Genomic DNA, 19,486 nt, shown 5'->3' on the forward strand with positions numbered 1-19,486 from the left:
ATCCTTTCAGAGTTAGTTGTTGCTTGCGCTGAATATCGTTTCAGGCGAGTGTTGTCGCAACTGGCGAAATCGACATAATCATGGGCAATATCGACAATGGCATATGTGCGGATAGGAATCCTGCTTTACCCTGGCGCGCAGACATCGGCGGTGCTGGGACTGACCGATCTGTTCAAGGTCGCTTGCCGGATGGCTGATAATGCCGATCCCGCTACTCCACGTCTGCTGGTGCGGCATTTGCGGATCGAGGGCGATGAAGAGCCCGTTGTTGTGTTCGATAGCGATCCCGATGCAACCGGGGAGGACGCAGACTCTTGCGACGTGCTGATCTTGCCGCCTTCGCTGGAACCACCAATATCCGTTGAGATTGCCGCACCGCTTGCGCGCTGGCTGCGCGCACGTCATGGCGAGGGTTCGGTACTGGCTTCCGTCTGCGCCGGGGCGTTCCTTCTGGCGGAAACTGGGCTTCTCGCCGGACGAACGATTACAACCCACTGGGGTTCTGCCGATGCTTTCCGCAACCGCTTCCCTGATGTGGCGCTCGATACAGATCGGCTGATTATCGACGGTGGTGATATCATCTCGGTGGGCGGACTAATGGCGTGGACCGATCTCGGCTTGAAGCTGGTGGAGCGTTTTCTTGGTCCTGTGGTAATGGCACGGACCGCACGTATGCTGCTGATTGATCCACCGGGACGAGAGCAACGCTATTACAGCGGGTTCGCTCCCCGGCTGACCCATGGGGACGCAGCAATCATTAAAGCCCAGCATTTTCTTCAGGCGAATGGAGGCAAAGAAGCACGGCTTGCGATCCTAGCCGAACAGGCAGGACTGGAAGAACGCACCTTCCTGCGTCGCTTCCAGAAAGCCACGGGCATGACCGCCACCGACTACGCTCAACGCCTTCGGGTCTCCAAGGCTCAGGAGCTACTGCAATTCGGCCACTCCCCGATCGAACGGATCGCGTGGGAGGTCGGGTATTCTGATCCCGGCGCGTTTAGTAAAATCTTCGTTCGGATTGTTGGACTATCACCGGGGGAATATCGCCAGCGATTCCGGGCCTGACCCTGTCTCCCAAACCGCCTGAGTTGAACAGCAGGCCCGATGGAAAATAGGAAACACTTGATTTTCAAGGTGTTGCAATTTGCTCACCCGAAATCCGCAACACATTTTGTCCAGTGATCAATGCCATATGTGGCAGTGCGATCAAGCCAAAGAATGGCCGACATGATGGTTGCCACGGGTACTCAAGCTTGCGTTTCCGGACACATGCGGCTGGAACAGTCAGCAATCTTGCCCCAAAGGCAACTTAGTGGCCTCTGGTCTCAGTATAACCCATTGAGAATCATGGGGTCAAATTTTGTCAGTTGCAGTTAAGTTGCCTTTTTTGCCAAGATGTTTTGCCTATCATATTTTTAAGTGTCGCAAGTTTTAGGACAGTCTGCCTGACGCTGGCGACGTTGCAAATTCCGGGGTTTTGCGAAAAAGGAGGCCCGCACATTGGGGCTAAATCTATTGACGAAAGTTACAATTTTAGGGTGCGGTGCCACATATGGCGTTCCTCTGGCTGGTGGTGTCTGGGGTTTGTGTGATCCAACCAACCCCAAAAACGAAAGGATGAGGCCGTCAATTCAGGTTGAGCAGAATGGCCAATCCTTGATGATCGACATTGGGCCGGATTTTCGGCTGCAAACGTCGAGGGCGAAGGTTATTCCCGATGCTATCTTGATAACCCATGGCCATTGGGATCATATCGCGGGGATCGGTGAGCTTCCGTACTATATGGAGGAAGTCCTTAAGCGCGACCTGAACATTTATGCCGATGAACGATGCCTATCCTTCGTTCGTGGCATGTTTCCCTATCTGTTTTTCAACGAGGAAACGAAGGGCTCCACCAGCATCGTCGGTTTCGGAGAGAACAAGCAATACCGGATTTTCTGGCATCGTATACGCGCTTTTGAAACCATCGAAGCAAACGGCATCGAGATGCTCCCATTCTCGCAACATCATGGTGGATCGGACAGCTTGGGCGTCAGGATCGCCAACTTTGTCTATAGCTCGGATGTGAAGTCATTTCCGAAGGAGAGCTGGCGATTTCTGGCGGGAATCGACACTTGGATTCTGGATTGCGACTATTGGAAAGAGTCGGAATCGCATGGCGACCCTGAAACCGTCCTGAAGCATGTCGACCAATTCAACCCCAAGCAAGTTTTTCTCACTCATATGGACGAGAAGATGGACTATTCAGTCTTGAAGGCTTGGTTTGCGGATCGCGGATACCCTCAAATCGTCCCCGCCTACGATGGATTGAAAATTGATTTGAGCAGCATTCGCCAATAGGTGGCTCTTGTCGCATAAATCTTACAGACTATCCGAAAACACGAACACTGTATCCGAAGGTCAGCTTGCGCCTGTGTTTTCGGACGGTCTGCCCGAAACATGCGACAGCCTCAACCAGCATGATAAGCGGCGATAGTCGATACGAAGGCCGCCGTTTCGCTCCTAAATATTACCGAAAATCGTACCTGAAGGCATGTGTCATGCGGCTGGACCGTTGGGAAACGTCAGCAATCCTGACCCAAGGACAACATAGTGCCAAAAAGGCCAAATATAGTGTCATTTGACAATTGGAAAGAATGGCGCACCCGAAAGGATTCGAACCTCTGACCCCCAGATTCGTAGTCTGGTGCTCTATCCAGCTGAGCTACGGGTGCTTGCCCTAGTGACCGCTCATTGCGGCGCAGGCGGTTGATAATCGGACCCGGTATTAAATGCAAGCACCTTCTGAGAAAAAAATGCGCTTATATGAAGTTTTCTTTGCAATCTTCGGTTTTTACCGGCCTGCGGCTTGGCCAAACGCCCGATAGCCAGCGTCACTTCTCCTGCCAATCTGGCAGATCGGGAAGGCGAATCTCGAAATGTGCGCCAATCGGGCGATCCTCGCGCAATTCGATCGTGCCGCCATGCGCCTGTACAAGTTCCTGCGCTATGGCGAGGCCAAGCCCGGTGCCATCGCTGCGCGTGGAACCCTTGAAGGCCGTAAAGAGGTGGTCGCGCGCCTTTTGCGGCAGGCCCGGCCCGGTATCCTCAACACCGATAATTGTCGTGGTCCCGATCCGTCCTGCTGAAAGGGTGAGCCGTTTGATGATGGCCCCATCGTTGCCCGGGCTGCGTCCCATTGCCTGCACCGAATTACGGCACAGATTGCTCAGTATGCGGAAAAGCTGTTCCGAATCGACATTGATCTCAAAATCTTCCCCAATCAGATTCTCGAATTCGACGCCGCTGTCTCTGTCCAGATTGAGTGTTTCCTCAACTTCCGTAACGATGGCGCGAAGACGGACGCGGCGTGGTCTGGGTGGGGCTTCCTGTGAACGGCCATAAGCCATGACACTTTCCGAATAACGGATAGCGCGGCTCAGCGTATGGATGAGTTTGGGCGCAAAGCGCTGTACCATGGGGTCTTCGGTGTCCGCCAGCCGGTCGGACAATAACTGCGCTGACGCGAGAATATTGCGCATGTCATGATTGATCTTGGATACGGCCAAACCAAGGTCGGCGAGGTGCTTTCGTTCTTTCAATGTGCGTTGCACGTCGCTCTGCATATGGGAGATCTGATGCTGTGCGATACCGAATTCATCCTTGCGGTTGTCGGGTATGAGAATCCGGGTTGGGTTTTCGGGCGCGGAAGCAAAAGCCATCATATTGCGATGTATGATGCGGATGGGCCGCAGCAGCATCTCATGGATGATGAGATAGACAAGGCTTGCCGCGATGACCGATATGAGAAGCGAAATCAGAGCCACATTGCGGGCATAAACCAGCATGGCATGGCGCATGGGAGCATCGGATGTGACGATTTCAATGATGCGCCCGGAATCCGCCGGTGGAATCGAGCCGTAAATGCGTAGTATCCTGTCACCACCATTGAATAATGTTCCGAAGGCATCCCAGATGGCCGCCGCTTCGCTAGTATTATCGAGATCGATCACCTGGTCGATAGCGTCGGGCATTTCGGCCATCGCCAGCAGATGGGAGGCGCCCGCTTCGCGCAGGGCGATGGCCTTGGTGCCGGTCGTGACGAGCACCTTGTCCTGAACCTCGCGGGGAATATCCATATTGCCGCTTGCGATCAGAACTTCGCTGACTGCTGCGACGGTATCCAGACGCGAATCCATCCAGCGCACGCGCATATTGGCGATGGAAGGAACAAAGATCAGAATTTCGGCTACAAGAACGGCCAGAACGATGAGAAGCAAAAGCTTGCTCGAAAGTCGGTTGCGCCAGCGAAGCCGCGTAAATTGACCTTCCGATGTTTGCGCATCCTGTGCGGGGGCCTCAATGGGCGCAAGGGCGGTGGCGCTATCGCTGCCTTCACCTTGGCCCATGTTTTTTTCGATAGCCGCCATTGTCTGGTTCCAAATCGACAGGACTGGACCCTGTCGTCACGCTGCCCGTTCCAGTATGCCTTGCACAGTGCAAATCTTTAAATGCAGATTCTATATATGGAGCGATCCGATAAATCCAACCGGCATGCTGCATTGGTTAAGCTGTTTGGACGTCAGACAATTGCCTGCATTACCGAAATTTAACTCGACCTGCCGAAACCGCATGTGCAAAATCGTCAGCGGGAAAGCCTGTTCTGCCTGTTTGGCTGCATGATTTGCGTTCTATCGGGACAATTATCATTTTGATAATATTTACTGGCATTTTCTGCGACCAAAGTGAATATGGACGGTTTAGAACAAGGTCTTTCGAGGGTAACGCGACAGACCTTGCCGGAGAGTTGAATGAAAGCCTGGAAGCAGATCGCTCTGTGCCTGCTCGTTATTCTTGCCGCCGCTGGTGGCTGGTATGTTTATGACAACAAGAATAGCGGAGCCGAAATCTCCGGAAACGATGCTTCCCGCCATGCCGGAGAAGGATCTTCAGGGGAAAGAGCAGCGCCGCTGGTGATCGTGGAGCCCGCGGGCGAAGAGACAATCAACAACCGTCTCACTGCAATCGGTTCGGCGCGCGCTTTGCGCACGGTTTCCGTCACGCCCTATTCCAGCGGCTATATGACGAAACTCTTCGTGAAGGCAGGTGATGCGGTCAAGGAAGGTGATGCTATCGCCGAACTGGATAGCCAGACTGAGACGATTGCAGTCGCCAAGGCGGAAACGGCCTTACAGGATGCCGAAACCACGCGTACGCGTATTGCGCGCTTGCGCGCGACCAATACCGCTACCCAGGTACAGGCGGTCGAGGCCGAGCTTGGCGTGGCCAATGCCCGTCTGGCACTGCAAGATGCGCAACTGGCCCTGAGCCGACGCACTGTCCGCGCGCCTATTTCCGGCACAGTCGGCATTCTTCCTGTCAATGCCGGTAATTATATCACCGCTCAGACGCCCATCGCCCGTATCGACGACCGTTCCACGGTTCTGATCGACATCTGGGTGCCTGAACGTTTCGCGCCGCAGATTAAGGTGGGTCAGCCGCTGAGTGCCGTATCGACGGCCTTTCCCGGCGTGACCTATCAAGGCGTCATCAATGCGGTCGACAATATGCTGGATGAAGCCAGCCGCACCCTGCATGTGCGTGCGCAGATCGCCAACGACCAGGACCATCTGCGGGCCGGCATGTCTTTTTCTGTGACGATCCTGTTTCCTGGCGAGCGCTATCCATCCGTCAATCCGCTGGCGATCCAGTGGGGTGCGGATGGCTCCTTTATCTGGCGGGTCAACGACGGCGTCGCCCGAAAGATCGCAGCCCGTATTGTGCAGCGCAATTCAACCAATATATTGATCGACGGGCCAGTCAGGCAGGGCGATCTGATCGTCACGCAAGGTGTGCAGACCGTGCGTGACGATGCGCCGGTGCGGGTCCAGGACGAGCAGGGGACGGTGCTTGCCGATCCCGCCGCCTCTAGCCGCGTTGCAGGGTGAGGACAGAGCGTGAGCAATCCCCAGTCGCAACCGGAACATAATAGCGGCGGATCGACGGCGCTTTTCATTCGGCGCCCGGTTTTCGCCTTTGTCATCAATGTGTTGATTATTGTTGCGGGTCTGGCTGCTTTCACGGGCGTCGATATTCGCGAATTGCCGGATGTTGATCGGCCTGTCGTGACGATTAGCACCAATTTCAGTGGCGCTTCCGCCGAAACCATCGATCGCCAGCTTACGCAGGTGCTCGAAAATGCGGTCGCCCGCGTTTCGGGAGTGAAGACGATTTCGTCCAGCTCCTCATTCGAGCGCAGCCGCGTGACCGTCGAGTTCAACGATGGCGTGGATCTCAACGTTGCCGCCGCCGATATGCGCGACGCCATTTCCCGTGTCGCCAACACTGTTCCCGAAGAGGCCGATCCGTCGCGTATCATCAAGGCCGATTCCAACGCTGATCCTGTGATGCGCCTCGCGGTTACGTCCGACACTATGTCGGTGGATGACATGACGGTTCTGGTCGAGGATCAGATCGAGGATGTTCTTTCGGCGGTGCCGGGCGTGGCGGATGTGCAGATTAATGGCGAGCGCGAGAAAATTTTCCGTATCGACATCAACCACGCGCGCCTGGCCAGTTACGGCCTCACCATTGCCGATATTTCTAATGCGCTTTCATCCATGGGGCTCGATGCGCCTGCCGGCTCTCTGCGCAGCGCCGATCAGTCCATCGTGGTTCGTGCCACTGCCAATCTCGAAAAGCCCGAAGACTTCGAGAATGTCTTTATCAAGGATCATGTGCAAATCCGCGACGTGGCAACCGTCACGCTGGGGCCGGATATTGAAAGCTCCGCCGTCCGCTCCAACGGCAAGACGGCGGTCGGCCTCGGCATCGTGCGGCAGGCCCAGTCCAACACGCTCGATATTTCGCAAGGCATTCGCGCGGCGGTCGACAATTTGCAGAATACACTGCCGCCGGGCGTGAATATCACCGTCACCAGCGACGACGCCAATTTCATCAATGGTGCGATCCATGAAGTTGAGATTGCGCTGATCGCCTCGGTGCTGATCGTGGTGGCGATCATCTTCATGTTCCTGTGGGATGCACGCGCCACGCTCATTCCTGCCCTGGCCATGCCGGTCGCGCTGATCGGCACGATTGCGGCGATCTATCTGGTAGGCTTTTCGATCAATATCCTCACATTGCTGGCGCTGGTGCTGGCGACCGGCCTCGTGGTCGACGACGCTATCGTGGTGCTTGAAAATATCGTGCGTCGCCGCAATCAGGGTATGGGGCCGCGCGCAGCCGCAGTCCTTGGCACGCAGGAAGTTTTCTTCGCCGTTATAGCCACCACGCTGACGCTGGCTGCGGTTTTCGTGCCGATCTCCTTCCTGCCGGGGCAGGCGGGCGGACTATTTCGCGAGTTTGGCTTCGTGCTGGCAATCGCCATTCTGCTGTCATCGATCGTTGCCCTCACGCTCTGCCCCATGCTGGCATCCCGCCTGCTTAAGGAAGGGAATGGCGATGCGGATGCGGGGCATGGCCCGGCCTTTCTGCGCCGCATAGGGCGAGGGCTAGCGAATTTTTATCGCAAGAGCCTGCACGCATGCCTCTCTGCCCCCTTCATTGTCGTTCTGGTGGCGCTCCTCTTTGCGGCTGCGTCCTATGCCGGTTACGGCCTAATCCGGCAGGAACTGACGCCGACGGAGGACCGGGCGGTGGCGCTTCTGCGCATCAACGGCCCGCAGGGCATCAGCGTTGACTTCCTGCAATCGCAACTCGACCGGATCGAAGCAGCGATCCAGCCTCTACGCGGCAGCGGCGAAGTTCGCACCACTTATGCGATTGCTGGTTCTCGTGGTTCCTCCAATAATGGTTTCATGGTCCTGACACTGGCCCCGTGGAATGAACGCACCCGCAGCCAGCAGGAAATCATGGCTGATATAACGGCGAGGGTTCGCGGGATTGCGGCGGTGCGTATTTTCACCATGCAGCCCAATAGTCTTGGCATTCGCGGTGCAGGCAACGGCTTGCAATTCGCGCTTCTCGGCAATGATTACGCCAAAATCGGACCGGCGGCGGAAGCGATCATAGCGGCGCTGGAAAAAGATCCGCGTTTCGTGCAGCCGCGCCTGTCGGTCGAGCCAACCCAGCCTCAGCTTTCCGTCGAGATCGACCGCGTGCGCGCTTCGGATCTGGGCATTGATATTACCGGACTGGCCAACGCGGTGCAGTCGGTTCTGGATGGCCGCAAAATCGGTTCAGTTTATGTGGGTGATCGAAGTTTCGATGTGAAGCTTGTCTCGACCACCAACCCGATTAATGATCCGACCGATCTGGAAAATATCTTCCTCAAGACTGGCGATGGCCGCTATGTGCCCATGTCGTCCATCGCCTCGGTGGTGGAAAAGGCGGTCCCACCGCAACTGGACCGTGAGGAGCGCCAGCGCTCCGTCGCCATCACGACCGCTCTGCACAGCGATTTCGCGCTTGGCGATGCCTATGCCGCAGCTTTGCAGATAGCAGAGCCTCTGCTGCCTCCGGGCAGCTACATTATCCCGCTTGCAGAAGCGGCAACGCTCAGTGAAACCTCCAGCGGACTTCTGTTGGTCTTCGGCTTCGCCATTGTCATCATCCTGCTGGTGCTGGCCGCACAATTTGAAAGCTTTATCAGCGCGTTGATCGTCATGGCCACTGTGCCGCTGGGGCTGGGTTGCGCGGTCTTTGCGATGATCCTCACCGGAACGAGCCTCAACGTTTATAGCCAGATCGGCCTTGTCTTGCTGGTGGGCATCATGGCGAAAAACGGTATTCTGATTGTCGAATTCGCAGACCAGTTGCGCGACAAGGGCCTCGGTGTGCGCGAAGCCATAGAGGAGGCGGCGAATATTCGCCTGCGTCCGGTATGCATGACCATGATCTGCTCGGTTCTCGGCGGCCTGCCGCTGGTTTTGGCAAGCGGAGCAGGGGCAGAGGCGCGCGTGTCACTGGGCTGGGTCATCGTTGGCGGCTTGGGTCTTGCCGGTATTGCCACGCTTTATGTGACGCCAATAGCCTATCTGCTGCTCGGACGTTTTACCAAGCCGAAGGCGGAGGAAGAAGCCCGTCTGGAGCGTGAGCTCGCCCATGCCCTCAAAAATCAGAAGCCGGTCAAATAATTCGGGCAATGCGTTTTAAAAATAGCCAGAGCGGTTTCAACGATATCGTTGGGACTGCTCTGGCCGGTTTCTTTCCTGTCAAACTTACAAAAGGGCCGCTATTTCTTCATGGCGTCGGTGACTTTCGAGGACCAAGCACCTTCCGGCTTTTTGGTGATGACCGGATCGGAGCCACCGCCCAAAAGCGTTTCAACGGTGCGCTCTGCAGCCGCTACATCCAGTGTGCCGTCCGAACCGTCGATCAGCTTTCCGATCTCCTTGATCATACGCTCTTGGACTTCCTGCGTCTGTGCACCCGAAGCATCGTTGTCGAGAATGATCTCTGCCGCTTCAGCCGGGTTTTCGGTAGCGTAATTCCAGCCTTTCATGGATGCACGCACGAAGCGTGCGAGCTTTTCAACCATGGCGGGGTCGTCCAGGCTTTTTTCCAGCACATAGAGGCCGTCTTCCAGCGTCGCGACACCCTGTTCCTCATAGGGAAAAACCACGAGCTGGTCGGCGGGTATCCCTGCATCGATGACCTGCCAGTATTCGTTATAGGTCATCGTTGAGATACAGTCGGCCTGTTTCTGGATCAGCGGATCGACATTGAAGCCCTGCTTGAGAACGGTCACGCCATCCTTGCCGCCCTCGGTGGGGATTTTGAGATGACTCATCCAGGACAGGAACGGATATTCATTACCGCCGAACCAGACGCCGAGCGTGCGGCCCTTGAAGTCCTCGGGCTTGGTGATGCCGGTTTCCTTGCGACAGGTCAGCATCATGCCGGACTTCTTGAAGGGCTGAGCGATATTGACGAGCGGAACGCCTTTTTCACGGGTGGCCAGCGCTGAAGGCATCCAGTCCACTACAACATCGGCGCCGCCGCCCGCGATCACCTGTGGCGGGGCCACGTCCGGGCCGCCGGGCTTGATCTCGACATCGAGATCTTCTTCTTCGTAGAAGCCTTTGTCCTTGGCGACATAATAGCCCGCGAACTGCCCCTGCGTCACCCATTTAAGCTGCAAGGTCAGCTTGTCGGCCGCCATGGCCGTTCCTGACATGAGCGCCATTGCAAGCCCCGCCGTCAGCAATATTGCCTTTTTCATTTCAGTTCTCCTCCAGTTGACCGCCCCGCCTTATTCTTGCGGATGCCGGATGATTCAGCTCTTCCGATAGGAAGGATGCCAGAACGTCATTCTCCGCTCGATCAGCGCGATCAGCCCGTAGGAGAGCGAACCTGCAAGCGCTGCGACGAAAATCTCAGCCCATACCATATCCACATTCATGCGTCCGATTTCCGCCGAGATGCGGAAACCCATGCCGACGATGGGCGTGCCGAAAAACTCCGCCACTATGGCCCCGATCAGCGCCAGTGTGGAGTTGATCTTGAGCGCATTGAAGATGAAGGGCTGTGCTGCGGGCAGGCGCAGCTTGAGTAGCGTCTGCCAGTAATTCGAGCCATAGGTTTCCATCAGGTCGCGTTCCATCGCGCCAGTGCTGGCCAGCCCCGCAACCGTGTTCACCAGCATGGGAAAGAAGGTCATGATGATGACGACAGCTGCTTTGGATTGCCAGTCAAAGCCGAACCACATCACCATGATGGGAGCGACGCCGACGATGGGGAGCGCTGCCGCCAGAGTACCGAGCGGCAGCAGCCCCTTGCGCAGAAAGGGTACGCGGTCGGCGATGATGGCGGTGATGAAACCAAGCCCGCAGCCCGTCACATAGCCGATGATGACGGCTTTGAGGAATGTCTGACGGAAATCCGCCCAGAGGATGGGTACGGAGGCGACGATGCGCGCCCATATGGCTGAGGGTGCTGGCAAAAGCACGGATGGAATTGCGAAAAGCCGGACCGCCGCTTCCCATAGCAGCAGCATGGCGATGCCGAAAAGAGTGGGAACTGCAATGTCCAGAAGCTTCTGCACCTGCGCGTTACGGGACTTAAGGCTCGCCACCCAGCCGACGACGAGCCATGATGCGGCAATTAACGCAACAAGGGAAATGACATTGCTTGTCATGTGACGGCCCTTTCGGGTTTTGCGCCCATGCGGCGATTGATGATCCGCGCCGCCAGCCCGACAAGCGCCACCAGCACGCCTGCCATGATGGCGGCGGCGATCAGCGCCGCCCAGATTTGCACCGTCTGCCCGTAATAGGACCCGGCCAGCAGGCGTGCACCGAGGCCGGCCACCGCTCCGGTCGGCAACTCGCCGACAATGGCCCCGACAAGGCTGATCGCAACGGCGATCTGCATGGAGGTGAACAGGAACGGCATGGCGGCGGGCCAGCGCAGCTTCCAGAACAGTTGCGTGCGCGAGGCATTATAGGTGCGCATGAGGTCGAGATGCATCACATCCGGCGAGCGCAATCCCTTTACCATGCCGACCGCCACCGGAAAGAAGGACAGATAGGTCGAGATGATCGCCTTGGGCAACAGACCCGATATGCCAACGGCGTTCAGCACGACGATGATCATCGGCGCAATTGCAAGAATCGGTATCGTCTGCGAGGTGATGATCCACGGCATCAGGCTCTTGTCGAGCGTGCGCGAATGCACGATGCCGACCGCAAGCAGAACGCCGAGTACCGATCCCATGATGAAACCGAGCAGCGTCGAAGACAGCGTCACCCAGCCATGAAAGACGAGGCTGCGCTTGGATGTCGGCTTCACGCTGAAAACGCTTTTCCAGATTTCTTCAGCCACCTGATGCGGCGCGGGCAGGACGGGACGAGCCTGGCTCATAGTATTGGTGACGAGCGTGGAAAACGAAATTTCGGTCCCCGCGCGCTGAGCCTGATCACGCTCGAAAGGCGCATTCAGGAACACCGCAAGCGCATACCAGAGCGCGATGATGACGGCGAGAACAGTCGTCACCGGAATGAACTTGTCGTGCAGGAAGCTTTTCATCATTGCTCCCCTTTGCACGAAATAAAGGAGCGCTGTTCACTCATGGATATGCCCCAGCCGCAGCCCTTCACGTACGCGATGGGCGATTTTGAGGAAGGCTTCCGAGTCGCGGATTTCCAGTGAGCGGTTCGCTCCCAGATCGCAATCGATGATCTCATGAATGCGGCCGGGACGCGGGCTCATCACAACGATCTTGGTTGAGAGGAACACGGCTTCCGGTATCGAGTGGGTGACGAAAATCACGGTCTTCTGTGTGGCGGCCCACAGCTTCAAAAGCTGCTCGTTGAGATGGTCGCGAACAATCTCGTCGAGCGCCCCGAAAGGCTCATCCATCAAAAGCATGTCGGGATCGAACGACAAGGCGCGGGCAATGGAAGCGCGCTGCTGCATGCCGCCTGAAAGCTGCCACGGATATTTCTTCCCGAAGCCGGAAAGGTTGACCAATGCAAGGTTCTTTTCGATCAGCGCCTGACGGCCGGCCCTGGAATGCCCCATGATTTCCAGCGGCAGGCCGATATTGTCTTCAATGGTGCGCCACGGAAAAAGGGCCGCTGCCTGAAATACATAGCCGTAGGAACGATCGAGACGGGCCTGTTCCGGTGTCTTGCCGTTGACGGTCACGGAGCCGGCTGTCGGTTTCTCCAGATCGGCGACGACACGCATCAAGGTGGTCTTGCCACAACCTGAAGGGCCGATGAAGGAAACAAACTCGCCGCGTTTCACGGCGAGATCAATGTTGGAGAGCGCGTGGACCGGCCCGTCATTTGTCTCGAACACCAATGACAGATCGTCGATATTGATCACGGTTTCATCTGCATTTGCGCCCCGCTCCGGGGCCATGCTATCGACATTCATCACATGCATTTCCCGAAGCTGAGCCATGGTCATCGTTTCAGACCCCTATCGGCATGTGTTCAGCGCTGCGCTCCACCTTGCGGGGCGCTACGATTTCCTTCCATTGCGACAGGGCCTTGTTGACGGGGCCATTCGCCTCCCGTTCAATGAAGCGCCCGTCGCCGGGTTCTGCCTTCACCTTGCCCTTGTCGAAGGCAACGCGCCCGCGCGAGATCGTCTTGACCGGCAGGCCCTTCAGCTCGAACCCCTCGAACACATTGTAATCAATAGAAGAATGCTGCGTCTTGGCTGAGACTTTTTTGGTCGCCTCAGGATCCCAGATGACGAGATCGGCATCCGCACCCGGCAGGATTGCGCCCTTCTGCGGATAGATATTGAGGATTTTGGCAATATTGGTCGAGGTCACGGCCACGAATTCATTTGGCGTCAGACGTCCGGTGCGCACGCCACGCGACCACAGCACCGGCATGCGCTCCTCAAGGCCACCCGTGCCATTGGGGATTTTGGTGAAATTGCCTATGCCATAGCGCTTCTGCTCGGTGGTGAAGGCGCAATGGTCGGTTGCCACAACCTGAAGCGAACCGGCTGCAAGCCCCGCCCACAGGCTGTCCTGATTGAGCTGATCGCGGAAAGGTGGCGACATGACGCGACGCGCGGCATAATCCCAGTCGCGATTGTGATATTCGCTTTCATCGAGCGTCAGATGCTGGATCAGCGGCTCGCCATAGACGCGCATTCCCTTCTGCCGCGCACGGCGAATGGCTTCGTGGCTCTGCTCACAGGAAACATGCACGACATAAAGCGGCACGCCTGCCTGATCGGCGATCATGATGGCGCGGTTGGTCGCTTCGCCCTCCACTTCCGGCGGACGGGAATAGGCGTGGGCCTCCGGCCCGTCATTACCCTCCGCCATCAGCTTGGCCTGCAGTTGTGCGACAACGTCGCCGTTTTCCGCGTGCACCAGCGGCATGGCGCCCAGTTCCGCGCAGCGCTGGAACGAGGCGAACATCTCGTCGTCATTCACCATCAAGGCGCCCTTATAGGCCATGAAGTGCTTGAAGGTGTTGATGCCGCGCTTCACCACTTCGGCCATTTCATTAAAGGTACGCTCGTTCCAGCCGGTGATCGCCATATGGAATGAATAATCGGTGCGCGCCTTGCCCGCTTTCTGGAACCATTCCTGAAGCGCGTCGAGAAGATTGCCTTCCGAGCCGGGCAACACGAAATCGACAACCATCGTCGTGCCGCCGGCAAGCGCTGCCGCCGTGCCGGTGTCAAAATCATCCGATGAATAGGTGCCCATGAACGGCATTTGCAGATGGGTGTGCGGGTCGATGCCGCCGGGCATGATGTAGCAGCCGGATACATCTATGACTTCATCGCCAGCTAGATTATCGCCGACAGCGACAATCTTTTCGCCTTCGATGAGAACATCGGCTTTGAAGGTGCGGTCCGCTGTAATGACGGTGCCGCCTTTGATGACCTTGTTTGCCATTGTTCGTCGTTCCCCTTGTTGGTTTTGTTGCGAACAGAAGCAGTATTGGAGTCCTGAATGTCAGCTCACGATTTCAGCAGTCTCCAATACGGCATGCAAAAGAACGTCGGTTCCCGCCGACGCCCATTCCTTTGAAATATCCTCGTCTTCATTGTGGCTCAGCCCGTCCACGCAGGGACACATGATCATGGCGGTCGGCGCCACCCGATTGACCCAGCAGGCATCATGGCCCGCACCGGAAACGATATTGCGATGGCTGTAGCCGAGCCGCTCCGCCGCATTGCGGATCGCGCCGACACAACCCTCGTCGAATGTCACCGGATCGAAATGTCCCGCCACATCGATTTCGATGCCGATGCCAAGCTCTTCGGCAATTTTCGGCGCTTCCGTCTCGAAACGCGTCTTCATTGCGTCGAGCGTGGCCTGATGGGGCGAGCGGAAATCCGCCGTGAAAACGATCTGCCCCGGCAGCACATTGCGCGAATTGGGCGATACATCGATATGGCCGACGCCGCCCACCGCGTCGGGCTGATGCGCCATGGCGATCTCGTTGACAAGTTGCAGCATTTTGCCCAGGCCAAGGCTGGCATTCTTGCGCATTTTCATCGGCGTGGAGCCGGTATGGGCTTCCTTGCCGGTCAGCGTCACTTGCAGCCACCACAGGCCCTGGCCATGGGTGACGATGCCAATATCCTTGTTTTCTGCTTCGAGGATCGGCCCTTGTTCGATGTGGAGCTCGAACATGGCGTGGATTTTTCGCTGGCCCACCGGCTCATCGCCCTTCCAGCCGATGCGCTCCAGTTCATCACCGAATTTCTTGCCGTTGGCATCCTGCCGCCCATAGGCCCAGTCCTGGTCGTGTACGCCTGCGAAAACGCCCGATGCAAGCATGGCGGGCGCAAAGCGGGTGCCTTCCTCATTGGTCCAGTTGGCGATGACGATGGGGCGCTTTGTCCTGATGCTCATATCGTCGAGCGTGCGCACCACTTCGAGCGCGCCCAGCACCCCCAGAACGCCGTCGAACTTGCCGCCGGTCGGCTGCGTGTCTAGATGGCTGCCCATATAGACCGGGTCGGCATCGGCATCCTCGCCGGGGCGAGTGAAGAACATATTGCCCATCGTGTCGACAGCCATCGACAGGCCGGATTTTTCGCACCAGCCCTGAAACAGCTTGCGGCCCTCGCCATCCTCATCCGTCAGCGTCTGGCGGTTATTTCCGCCGCGCAGGCCGGGTCCGATTTTGGCCATCTCCATCAGGCTGTCCCACAGGCGGTCGCCATCAATGCGAAGATTGCTTATTTTGGGGTTGCTGCTGAGCTCCATATGCTCCGGCTCCACATTTTAATTTGCTGCAAGACTGTTTACCGTCTTTCATAGCATCTTGTATTTGTTCCCGCGACCTGGCTCTCGGGCCTCAATTTTCTTGCAAAGTTTGCAAAAACTTGACTAGTTGGTCAAAATGCAGGCTAGAAGAGCGTTCGGCAACGGTCAAGCGGTTTTAATGAATTCTGCCTGCGCAAAGGTGTTATATGGTCATGGACTCAGGCAACCCCGCAGAACCGGCCCCCGGCGAGAAGGCGGAAGGCGCGACACGTATTCAGGGAATCAACCGCAGGCTCATACTGGATGCAGCACTTGAGGTCTTTTCCCATTACGGTTTTCGCGGCTCGACGGTCGATCAGATTGCTGAAAAAGCAGGCATGTCGAAGCCGAATCTGCTCTATTATTTCCCGCGCAAACAGAATATTTACGTCACCGTTCTGGAAGAAACCCTGACCGAATGGCTTGAGCCGCTCGAAAACATCGATCCGAATGGCGATCCGCTGGCGGAACTGCGCCGCTACATTGCGCAAAAGCTTGAAATGTCGGCAAAAAAGCCCGAAGCATCGCGCCTCTTCGCCAATGAAATCCTGCATGGCGCACCGGCAATCTCGAATTTTCTCAAAGGCCATCTCAAGGATCTGGTCGATGAAAAAGCAGCCGTTATCCATCACTGGATCGCGCAAAGACGCATCGCGCCAGTCGATCCCTATCATCTGATCTTCACGATCTGGGCTGTCACGCAGCATTATTCCGATTTTTCGGTGCAGGTTTCCGCCATTCTCGGCAAACGTGCCGACAGTGCGGACTTTTACGAGGAAACGGCAAACTCGCTCGCCGCGATCATCCTCGACGGCGTGCGGGTGCGCAATGAAGCGCCGCAATCCTGAAACATGTCTTCCAAAAGTGAGAGCCGGTTTTGGGATAAAGACATGCGCAAAAACAAAGGTTTGAAGCGCCGGGCCCGTTGATCACGACCCGGCACCTGTTTCACTCCGCCGCTTCCCGCGCGGCCATGGGGTTGTTGGGATGCGTGGTCCAGTTGGCATATTCTGGCGCAATGGGCTCTTTCGTGCGCGGATCATAACCGGCGATCTGCTCCATTGTGATGCAGTTTTCGACGGGGCAGACATTGACGCAGAGATTGCAGCCCACGCATTCCTCGTCGATCACCTCGAAATGGCGCGCCCCATCAACCATCGCCGTGATTGCCTGATGCGACGTGTCCTCGCAAACAATGTGGCAGCGCCCGCATTTGATGCAAAGATCCTGATCAATGCGCGCCTTGGTGATGTAATTGAGATTGAGATAGCGCCAGTCCGTCACCTGGCCGACGGCGCGGCCTTGAAAATCATCAAGCGAGGTAAAGCCCTTCTCGTCCATCCAGTCCGAAAGCCCATCGATCATTTCCTGCACGACCTTGAAACCATAGGTCATGGCGGCGGTGCAGACCTGAACCGTGCCGCAGCCCAGCGCAATGAATTCGGCGGCATCGCGCCATGTGGTAATGCCGCCAATGCCTGAAATCGGCAGGCCCGCCGTTTCGGGATCGCGGGCGATTTCCGCCACCATGTTAAGTGCGATCGGCTTGACTGCCGGGCCGCAATAGCCGCCATGGCTGCCGCGCCCGTCAATGGAAGGCACTGGCGAGAAATTGTCGAGATCGACCGACACAATGGAGTTGATCGTGTTGATGAGCGACACCGCATCCGTGCCATGGGCGAAAGCCGCGCGTGCAGGATTGCGGATATCGGTGACATTGGGCGTCAGCTTGGTGATGACGGGCATCCGGCTATATTGTTTGCACCATTTGACGACCATGCCGACATATTCAGGCACCTGTCCGACCGCAGCCCCCATGCCGCGTTCGCTCATGCCGTGCGGACAGCCGAAATTAAGCTCGATACCGTCCGCGCCGGTTTCCTCCACCAGCGGCAGAATTGCCTTCCATGCTTCCTCCTCGCAAGGGACCATGATCGAGGCAATCAGCGCCCGGTCGGGCCAGCGCATCTTTACCTCTTTCATCTCGCGAAGATTGATCTCCAGCGGGCGATCGGTGATGAGTTCGATATTGTTGAGGCCCAGCAGCCGCCGGTCCGCCCCATGGATCGCGCCATAGCGCGGCCCGTTGACATTGACGACCGGGGGGCCTTCGGCGCCGAGCGTCTTCCACACCACGCCGCCCCAACCTGCCTGAAAGGCGCGCTCGACATTATAGGCCTTGTCGGTCGGCGGAGCCGAAGCCAGCCAGAACGGATTGGGTGATTTGATGCCAAGGAAATTTGTTGAAAGATCAGCCATGTTCGTGAACCTCCTCAGCCCTGTTCGCCTGCGAGCCAATTGGCTGGTTTGACGGGGGTTTCGCGCGCAAGCGAATGATGGACGCCGCCCGAAAGCACCGCTTCCGCGAAACCGTCTACGGCCTGGAGCGGTTGCATCAGCGCTGCATGGATCGATTCGGCGGCAATCTTGCCGTCCTCCACCGATGCGACGGTCAGGTCCTGGCCTCCAGCGACACAGTCGCCGCCCGCCCATATGCCCTCGACCGAGGTGCGTCCTTCGCCATCAACGCTTATGCGCCCTCTGGAAAGGCCGATACCAGACCCGTGCAGCGGTTCGGGATCGAAAGTCTGGCCGATAGCCTTGAAGACCTGATCGGCTTCCAGCATCAGATATTCGCCGGTACCGGCAAGCTTGCCTTCCTGATTGTGGGTATATTCGAAAATAACCGAATGCACGGTGCCGTCTTCATTGCACTCCAGCGAATGCGGCTGCAACCAGTGGCGGATCACGACGCCATGGATTTGCGCCAGATCCTGCTCATAGGCGCTGGCATTCATGCTTTCCTGCCCACGCCGGTAAACGACCGTGACATTTTCAGCGCCCAGCTTCTTGGTCTGGATCGCGGCATCGATTGCCGTCATGCCGCCGCCGATGACGACGATATTGCGGCCCACTGGGAGGGCGGAAAGGTCTTTTGCCTGCCGCAGATTTGCGATGTAATCGACCGCATCAAGCACGTTCGGCGCGTCTTCCCCGGCAAGGCCGAGACCGTTCACGCCGGGCAGGCCCATGCCAAGAAACACGGCGTCGTAACCGGCCTTGAGCGTATCGATGGTGATGTCCTGACCGAGCGTCTGATTATATTCTATATTGATGCCGCCGATTTTCAGCACGAATTCCAGCTCGCGCCGGGCGAAATCATCGACCGTCTTATAGGCCGCGATGCCATATTCATTCAGTCCGCCGCCCTTGGGCCGCGCTTCGAAAATCGTCACCTGATGGCCATGGGTTGCAAGCCGATGGGCGGCGGAAATGCCCGCTGGACCGGCCCCGACAATGGCGATGTGCTTGCCCGTTTCGGGCGCGCGGGTGAAAGGATGCATGTTCTGCGCCATCAGCACATCGGTCGCATAGCGTTGCAGATGGCCGATCTTCACCGGCTTGCCTTCCGCCACTTCACGTACGCACACTTCTTCGCACAGTGTTTCGGTGGGGCAAACGCGCGCGCACATGCCGCCCAGAATATTTTCGTTGAGAATGGTTTTGGCCGCGCCCACCGGGTTGCCGGCACTGATCTGCCGGATGAACAGCGGAATATCGATGCTCGTGGGGCAGGCATTCATGCAGGGTGCATCATAGCAGAAATAGCAACGGTCGGATTCGACGATGGCCTCATGCCGCGAGAGCGGCGGATGCAGATCATCGAAGACATGCGCATAATCGGCGGCTTCGAGCCGCGCGCCGCTTATATCCGGCCCGGATGCACCACCCGATGCACTAATGGATGAATTCCCTGCTGATCCCGTGTATGTCATGGATCGCATCTCCCATTTTGCTGGCGTT

Annotated in this window: 14 protein-coding genes and 1 tRNA gene; 5 read left to right on the forward strand and 10 right to left on the reverse strand. The window is 57.3% G+C overall.

All coding sequences use genetic code 11. The features are described from left to right. The first annotated feature begins 96 nt into the window (after positions 1–96). Complete coding sequence (locus tag KUG47_RS02685) at positions 97–1,065, forward strand: GlxA family transcriptional regulator (RefSeq protein ID WP_217676398.1); 969 nt, start codon at positions 97–99, stop codon at positions 1,063–1,065. Positions 1,066–1,617: 552 nt separating this feature from the next. Continuing rightward, positions 1,618–2,340 (forward strand): MBL fold metallo-hydrolase, encoded by a 723-nt coding sequence (locus KUG47_RS02690; RefSeq protein ID WP_256448751.1) that lies wholly within the window; start codon positions 1,618–1,620, stop codon positions 2,338–2,340. Positions 2,341–2,637: 297 nt separating this feature from the next. Here the strand turns inward: KUG47_RS02690 and KUG47_RS02695 are convergent. Together KUG47_RS02695 and KUG47_RS02700 are read right to left on the reverse strand one after the other, a co-directional pair. After that, positions 2,638–2,714, reverse strand: a tRNA-Arg gene (locus KUG47_RS02695). A 159-nt stretch (positions 2,715–2,873) separates the two neighbouring features. Continuing rightward, complete coding sequence (locus KUG47_RS02700) at positions 2,874–4,409, reverse strand: sensor histidine kinase (protein WP_340162774.1); 1,536 nt, start codon at positions 4,407–4,409, stop codon at positions 2,874–2,876. Between the two features lie 381 nt (positions 4,410–4,790). Between KUG47_RS02700 and KUG47_RS02705 the strand changes: the two genes are divergently transcribed. Then, positions 4,791–5,927 (forward strand): efflux RND transporter periplasmic adaptor subunit, encoded by a 1,137-nt coding sequence (locus tag KUG47_RS02705; RefSeq protein ID WP_217676400.1) that lies wholly within the window; start codon positions 4,791–4,793, stop codon positions 5,925–5,927. Positions 5,928–5,936: 9 nt separating this feature from the next. Continuing rightward, positions 5,937–9,077 (forward strand): efflux RND transporter permease subunit, encoded by a 3,141-nt coding sequence (locus tag KUG47_RS02710; protein WP_217676401.1) that lies wholly within the window; start codon positions 5,937–5,939, stop codon positions 9,075–9,077. A gap of 98 nt (positions 9,078–9,175) precedes the next feature. On the opposite strand, the gene KUG47_RS02715 is transcribed toward KUG47_RS02710, so the two are convergent. Genes KUG47_RS02715 through KUG47_RS02740 form a run of 6 tightly spaced genes read right to left on the reverse strand, consistent with a single transcriptional unit; the run spans position 9,176 to position 15,643 of the window. Beyond that, positions 9,176–10,165, reverse strand: a complete 990-nt coding sequence (locus KUG47_RS02715) for an ABC transporter substrate-binding protein (RefSeq protein WP_217676402.1) — start codon at positions 10,163–10,165, stop codon at positions 9,176–9,178. Between the two features lie 54 nt (positions 10,166–10,219). Continuing rightward, positions 10,220–11,080, reverse strand: coding sequence for an ABC transporter permease (locus KUG47_RS02720; RefSeq protein ID WP_185917418.1), 861 nt, complete (start codon positions 11,078–11,080; stop codon positions 10,220–10,222). Further along, a complete protein-coding gene (locus tag KUG47_RS02725; RefSeq protein WP_217676958.1) occupies positions 11,077–11,970 on the reverse strand; it encodes an ABC transporter permease in 894 nt (297 codons plus the stop codon). The genes KUG47_RS02720 and KUG47_RS02725 overlap by 4 nt, the downstream gene beginning before the upstream one ends. Before the next feature lie 36 nt (positions 11,971–12,006). Further along, positions 12,007–12,825: an ABC transporter ATP-binding protein gene (locus KUG47_RS02730; RefSeq protein ID WP_185918134.1), complete on the reverse strand. Its 819-nt coding sequence runs from the start codon at positions 12,823–12,825 to the stop codon at positions 12,007–12,009. A 37-nt stretch (positions 12,826–12,862) separates the two neighbouring features. Continuing rightward, positions 12,863–14,320 (reverse strand): dihydropyrimidinase, encoded by a 1,458-nt coding sequence (hydA, locus tag KUG47_RS02735; protein WP_217676403.1) that lies wholly within the window; start codon positions 14,318–14,320, stop codon positions 12,863–12,865. Between the two features lie 60 nt (positions 14,321–14,380). Further along, complete coding sequence (locus tag KUG47_RS02740) at positions 14,381–15,643, reverse strand: Zn-dependent hydrolase (protein WP_217676404.1); 1,263 nt, start codon at positions 15,641–15,643, stop codon at positions 14,381–14,383. A gap of 206 nt (positions 15,644–15,849) precedes the next feature. Here KUG47_RS02740 and KUG47_RS02745 point away from each other — a divergent pair, with 206 nt between their 5' ends. Further along, entirely contained in the window at positions 15,850–16,530 is a 681-nt protein-coding gene (locus tag KUG47_RS02745; protein WP_217676405.1) for a TetR family transcriptional regulator C-terminal domain-containing protein, read from the forward strand. Between the two features lie 100 nt (positions 16,531–16,630). Here the strand turns inward: KUG47_RS02745 and preA are convergent, their stop codons facing one another. Together preA and KUG47_RS02755 are read right to left on the reverse strand one after the other, a co-directional pair. Next, positions 16,631–17,941: an NAD-dependent dihydropyrimidine dehydrogenase subunit PreA gene (gene preA, locus KUG47_RS02750; protein WP_217676406.1), complete on the reverse strand. Its 1,311-nt coding sequence runs from the start codon at positions 17,939–17,941 to the stop codon at positions 16,631–16,633. Between the two features lie 14 nt (positions 17,942–17,955). Then, positions 17,956–19,458: an NAD(P)-dependent oxidoreductase gene (locus KUG47_RS02755; RefSeq protein ID WP_217676408.1), complete on the reverse strand. Its 1,503-nt coding sequence runs from the start codon at positions 19,456–19,458 to the stop codon at positions 17,956–17,958. Positions 19,459–19,486: the final 28 nt, after the last annotated feature.

It is taken from the genome of Falsochrobactrum tianjinense, from assembly GCF_019100495.1.
In the GTDB taxonomy this organism is placed as follows: domain Bacteria; phylum Pseudomonadota; class Alphaproteobacteria; order Rhizobiales; family Rhizobiaceae; genus Brucella; species Brucella tianjinense.

Bases quoted from the DNA above. Each gene is read 5' to 3' on its own strand.
- KUG47_RS02685 (WP_217676398.1), top strand. From the start codon at position 97: ATGGCATATGTGCGGATAGGAATCCTGCTTTACCCTGGCGCGCAGACA.
- KUG47_RS02690 (WP_256448751.1), top strand. From the start codon at position 1,618: ATGAGGCCGTCAATTCAGGTTGAGCAGAATGGCCAATCCTTGATGATC.
- KUG47_RS02700 (WP_340162774.1), bottom strand. From the start codon at position 4,409: ATGGCGGCTATCGAAAAAAACATGGGCCAAGGTGAAGGCAGCGATAGC.
- KUG47_RS02705 (WP_217676400.1), top strand. From the start codon at position 4,791: ATGAAAGCCTGGAAGCAGATCGCTCTGTGCCTGCTCGTTATTCTTGCC.
- KUG47_RS02715 (WP_217676402.1), bottom strand. From the start codon at position 10,165: ATGAAAAAGGCAATATTGCTGACGGCGGGGCTTGCAATGGCGCTCATG.
- KUG47_RS02720 (WP_185917418.1), bottom strand. From the start codon at position 11,080: ATGACAAGCAATGTCATTTCCCTTGTTGCGTTAATTGCCGCATCATGG.
- KUG47_RS02725 (WP_217676958.1), bottom strand. From the start codon at position 11,970: ATGAAAAGCTTCCTGCACGACAAGTTCATTCCGGTGACGACTGTTCTC.
- KUG47_RS02730 (WP_185918134.1), bottom strand. From the start codon at position 12,825: ATGAATGTCGATAGCATGGCCCCGGAGCGGGGCGCAAATGCAGATGAA.
- hydA (WP_217676403.1), bottom strand. From the start codon at position 14,320: ATGGCAAACAAGGTCATCAAAGGCGGCACCGTCATTACAGCGGACCGC.
- KUG47_RS02740 (WP_217676404.1), bottom strand. From the start codon at position 15,643: ATGGAGCTCAGCAGCAACCCCAAAATAAGCAATCTTCGCATTGATGGC.
- KUG47_RS02745 (WP_217676405.1), top strand. From the start codon at position 15,850: ATGGTCATGGACTCAGGCAACCCCGCAGAACCGGCCCCCGGCGAGAAG.
- preA (WP_217676406.1), bottom strand. From the start codon at position 17,941: ATGGCTGATCTTTCAACAAATTTCCTTGGCATCAAATCACCCAATCCG.
- KUG47_RS02755 (WP_217676408.1), bottom strand. From the start codon at position 19,458: ATGACATACACGGGATCAGCAGGGAATTCATCCATTAGTGCATCGGGT.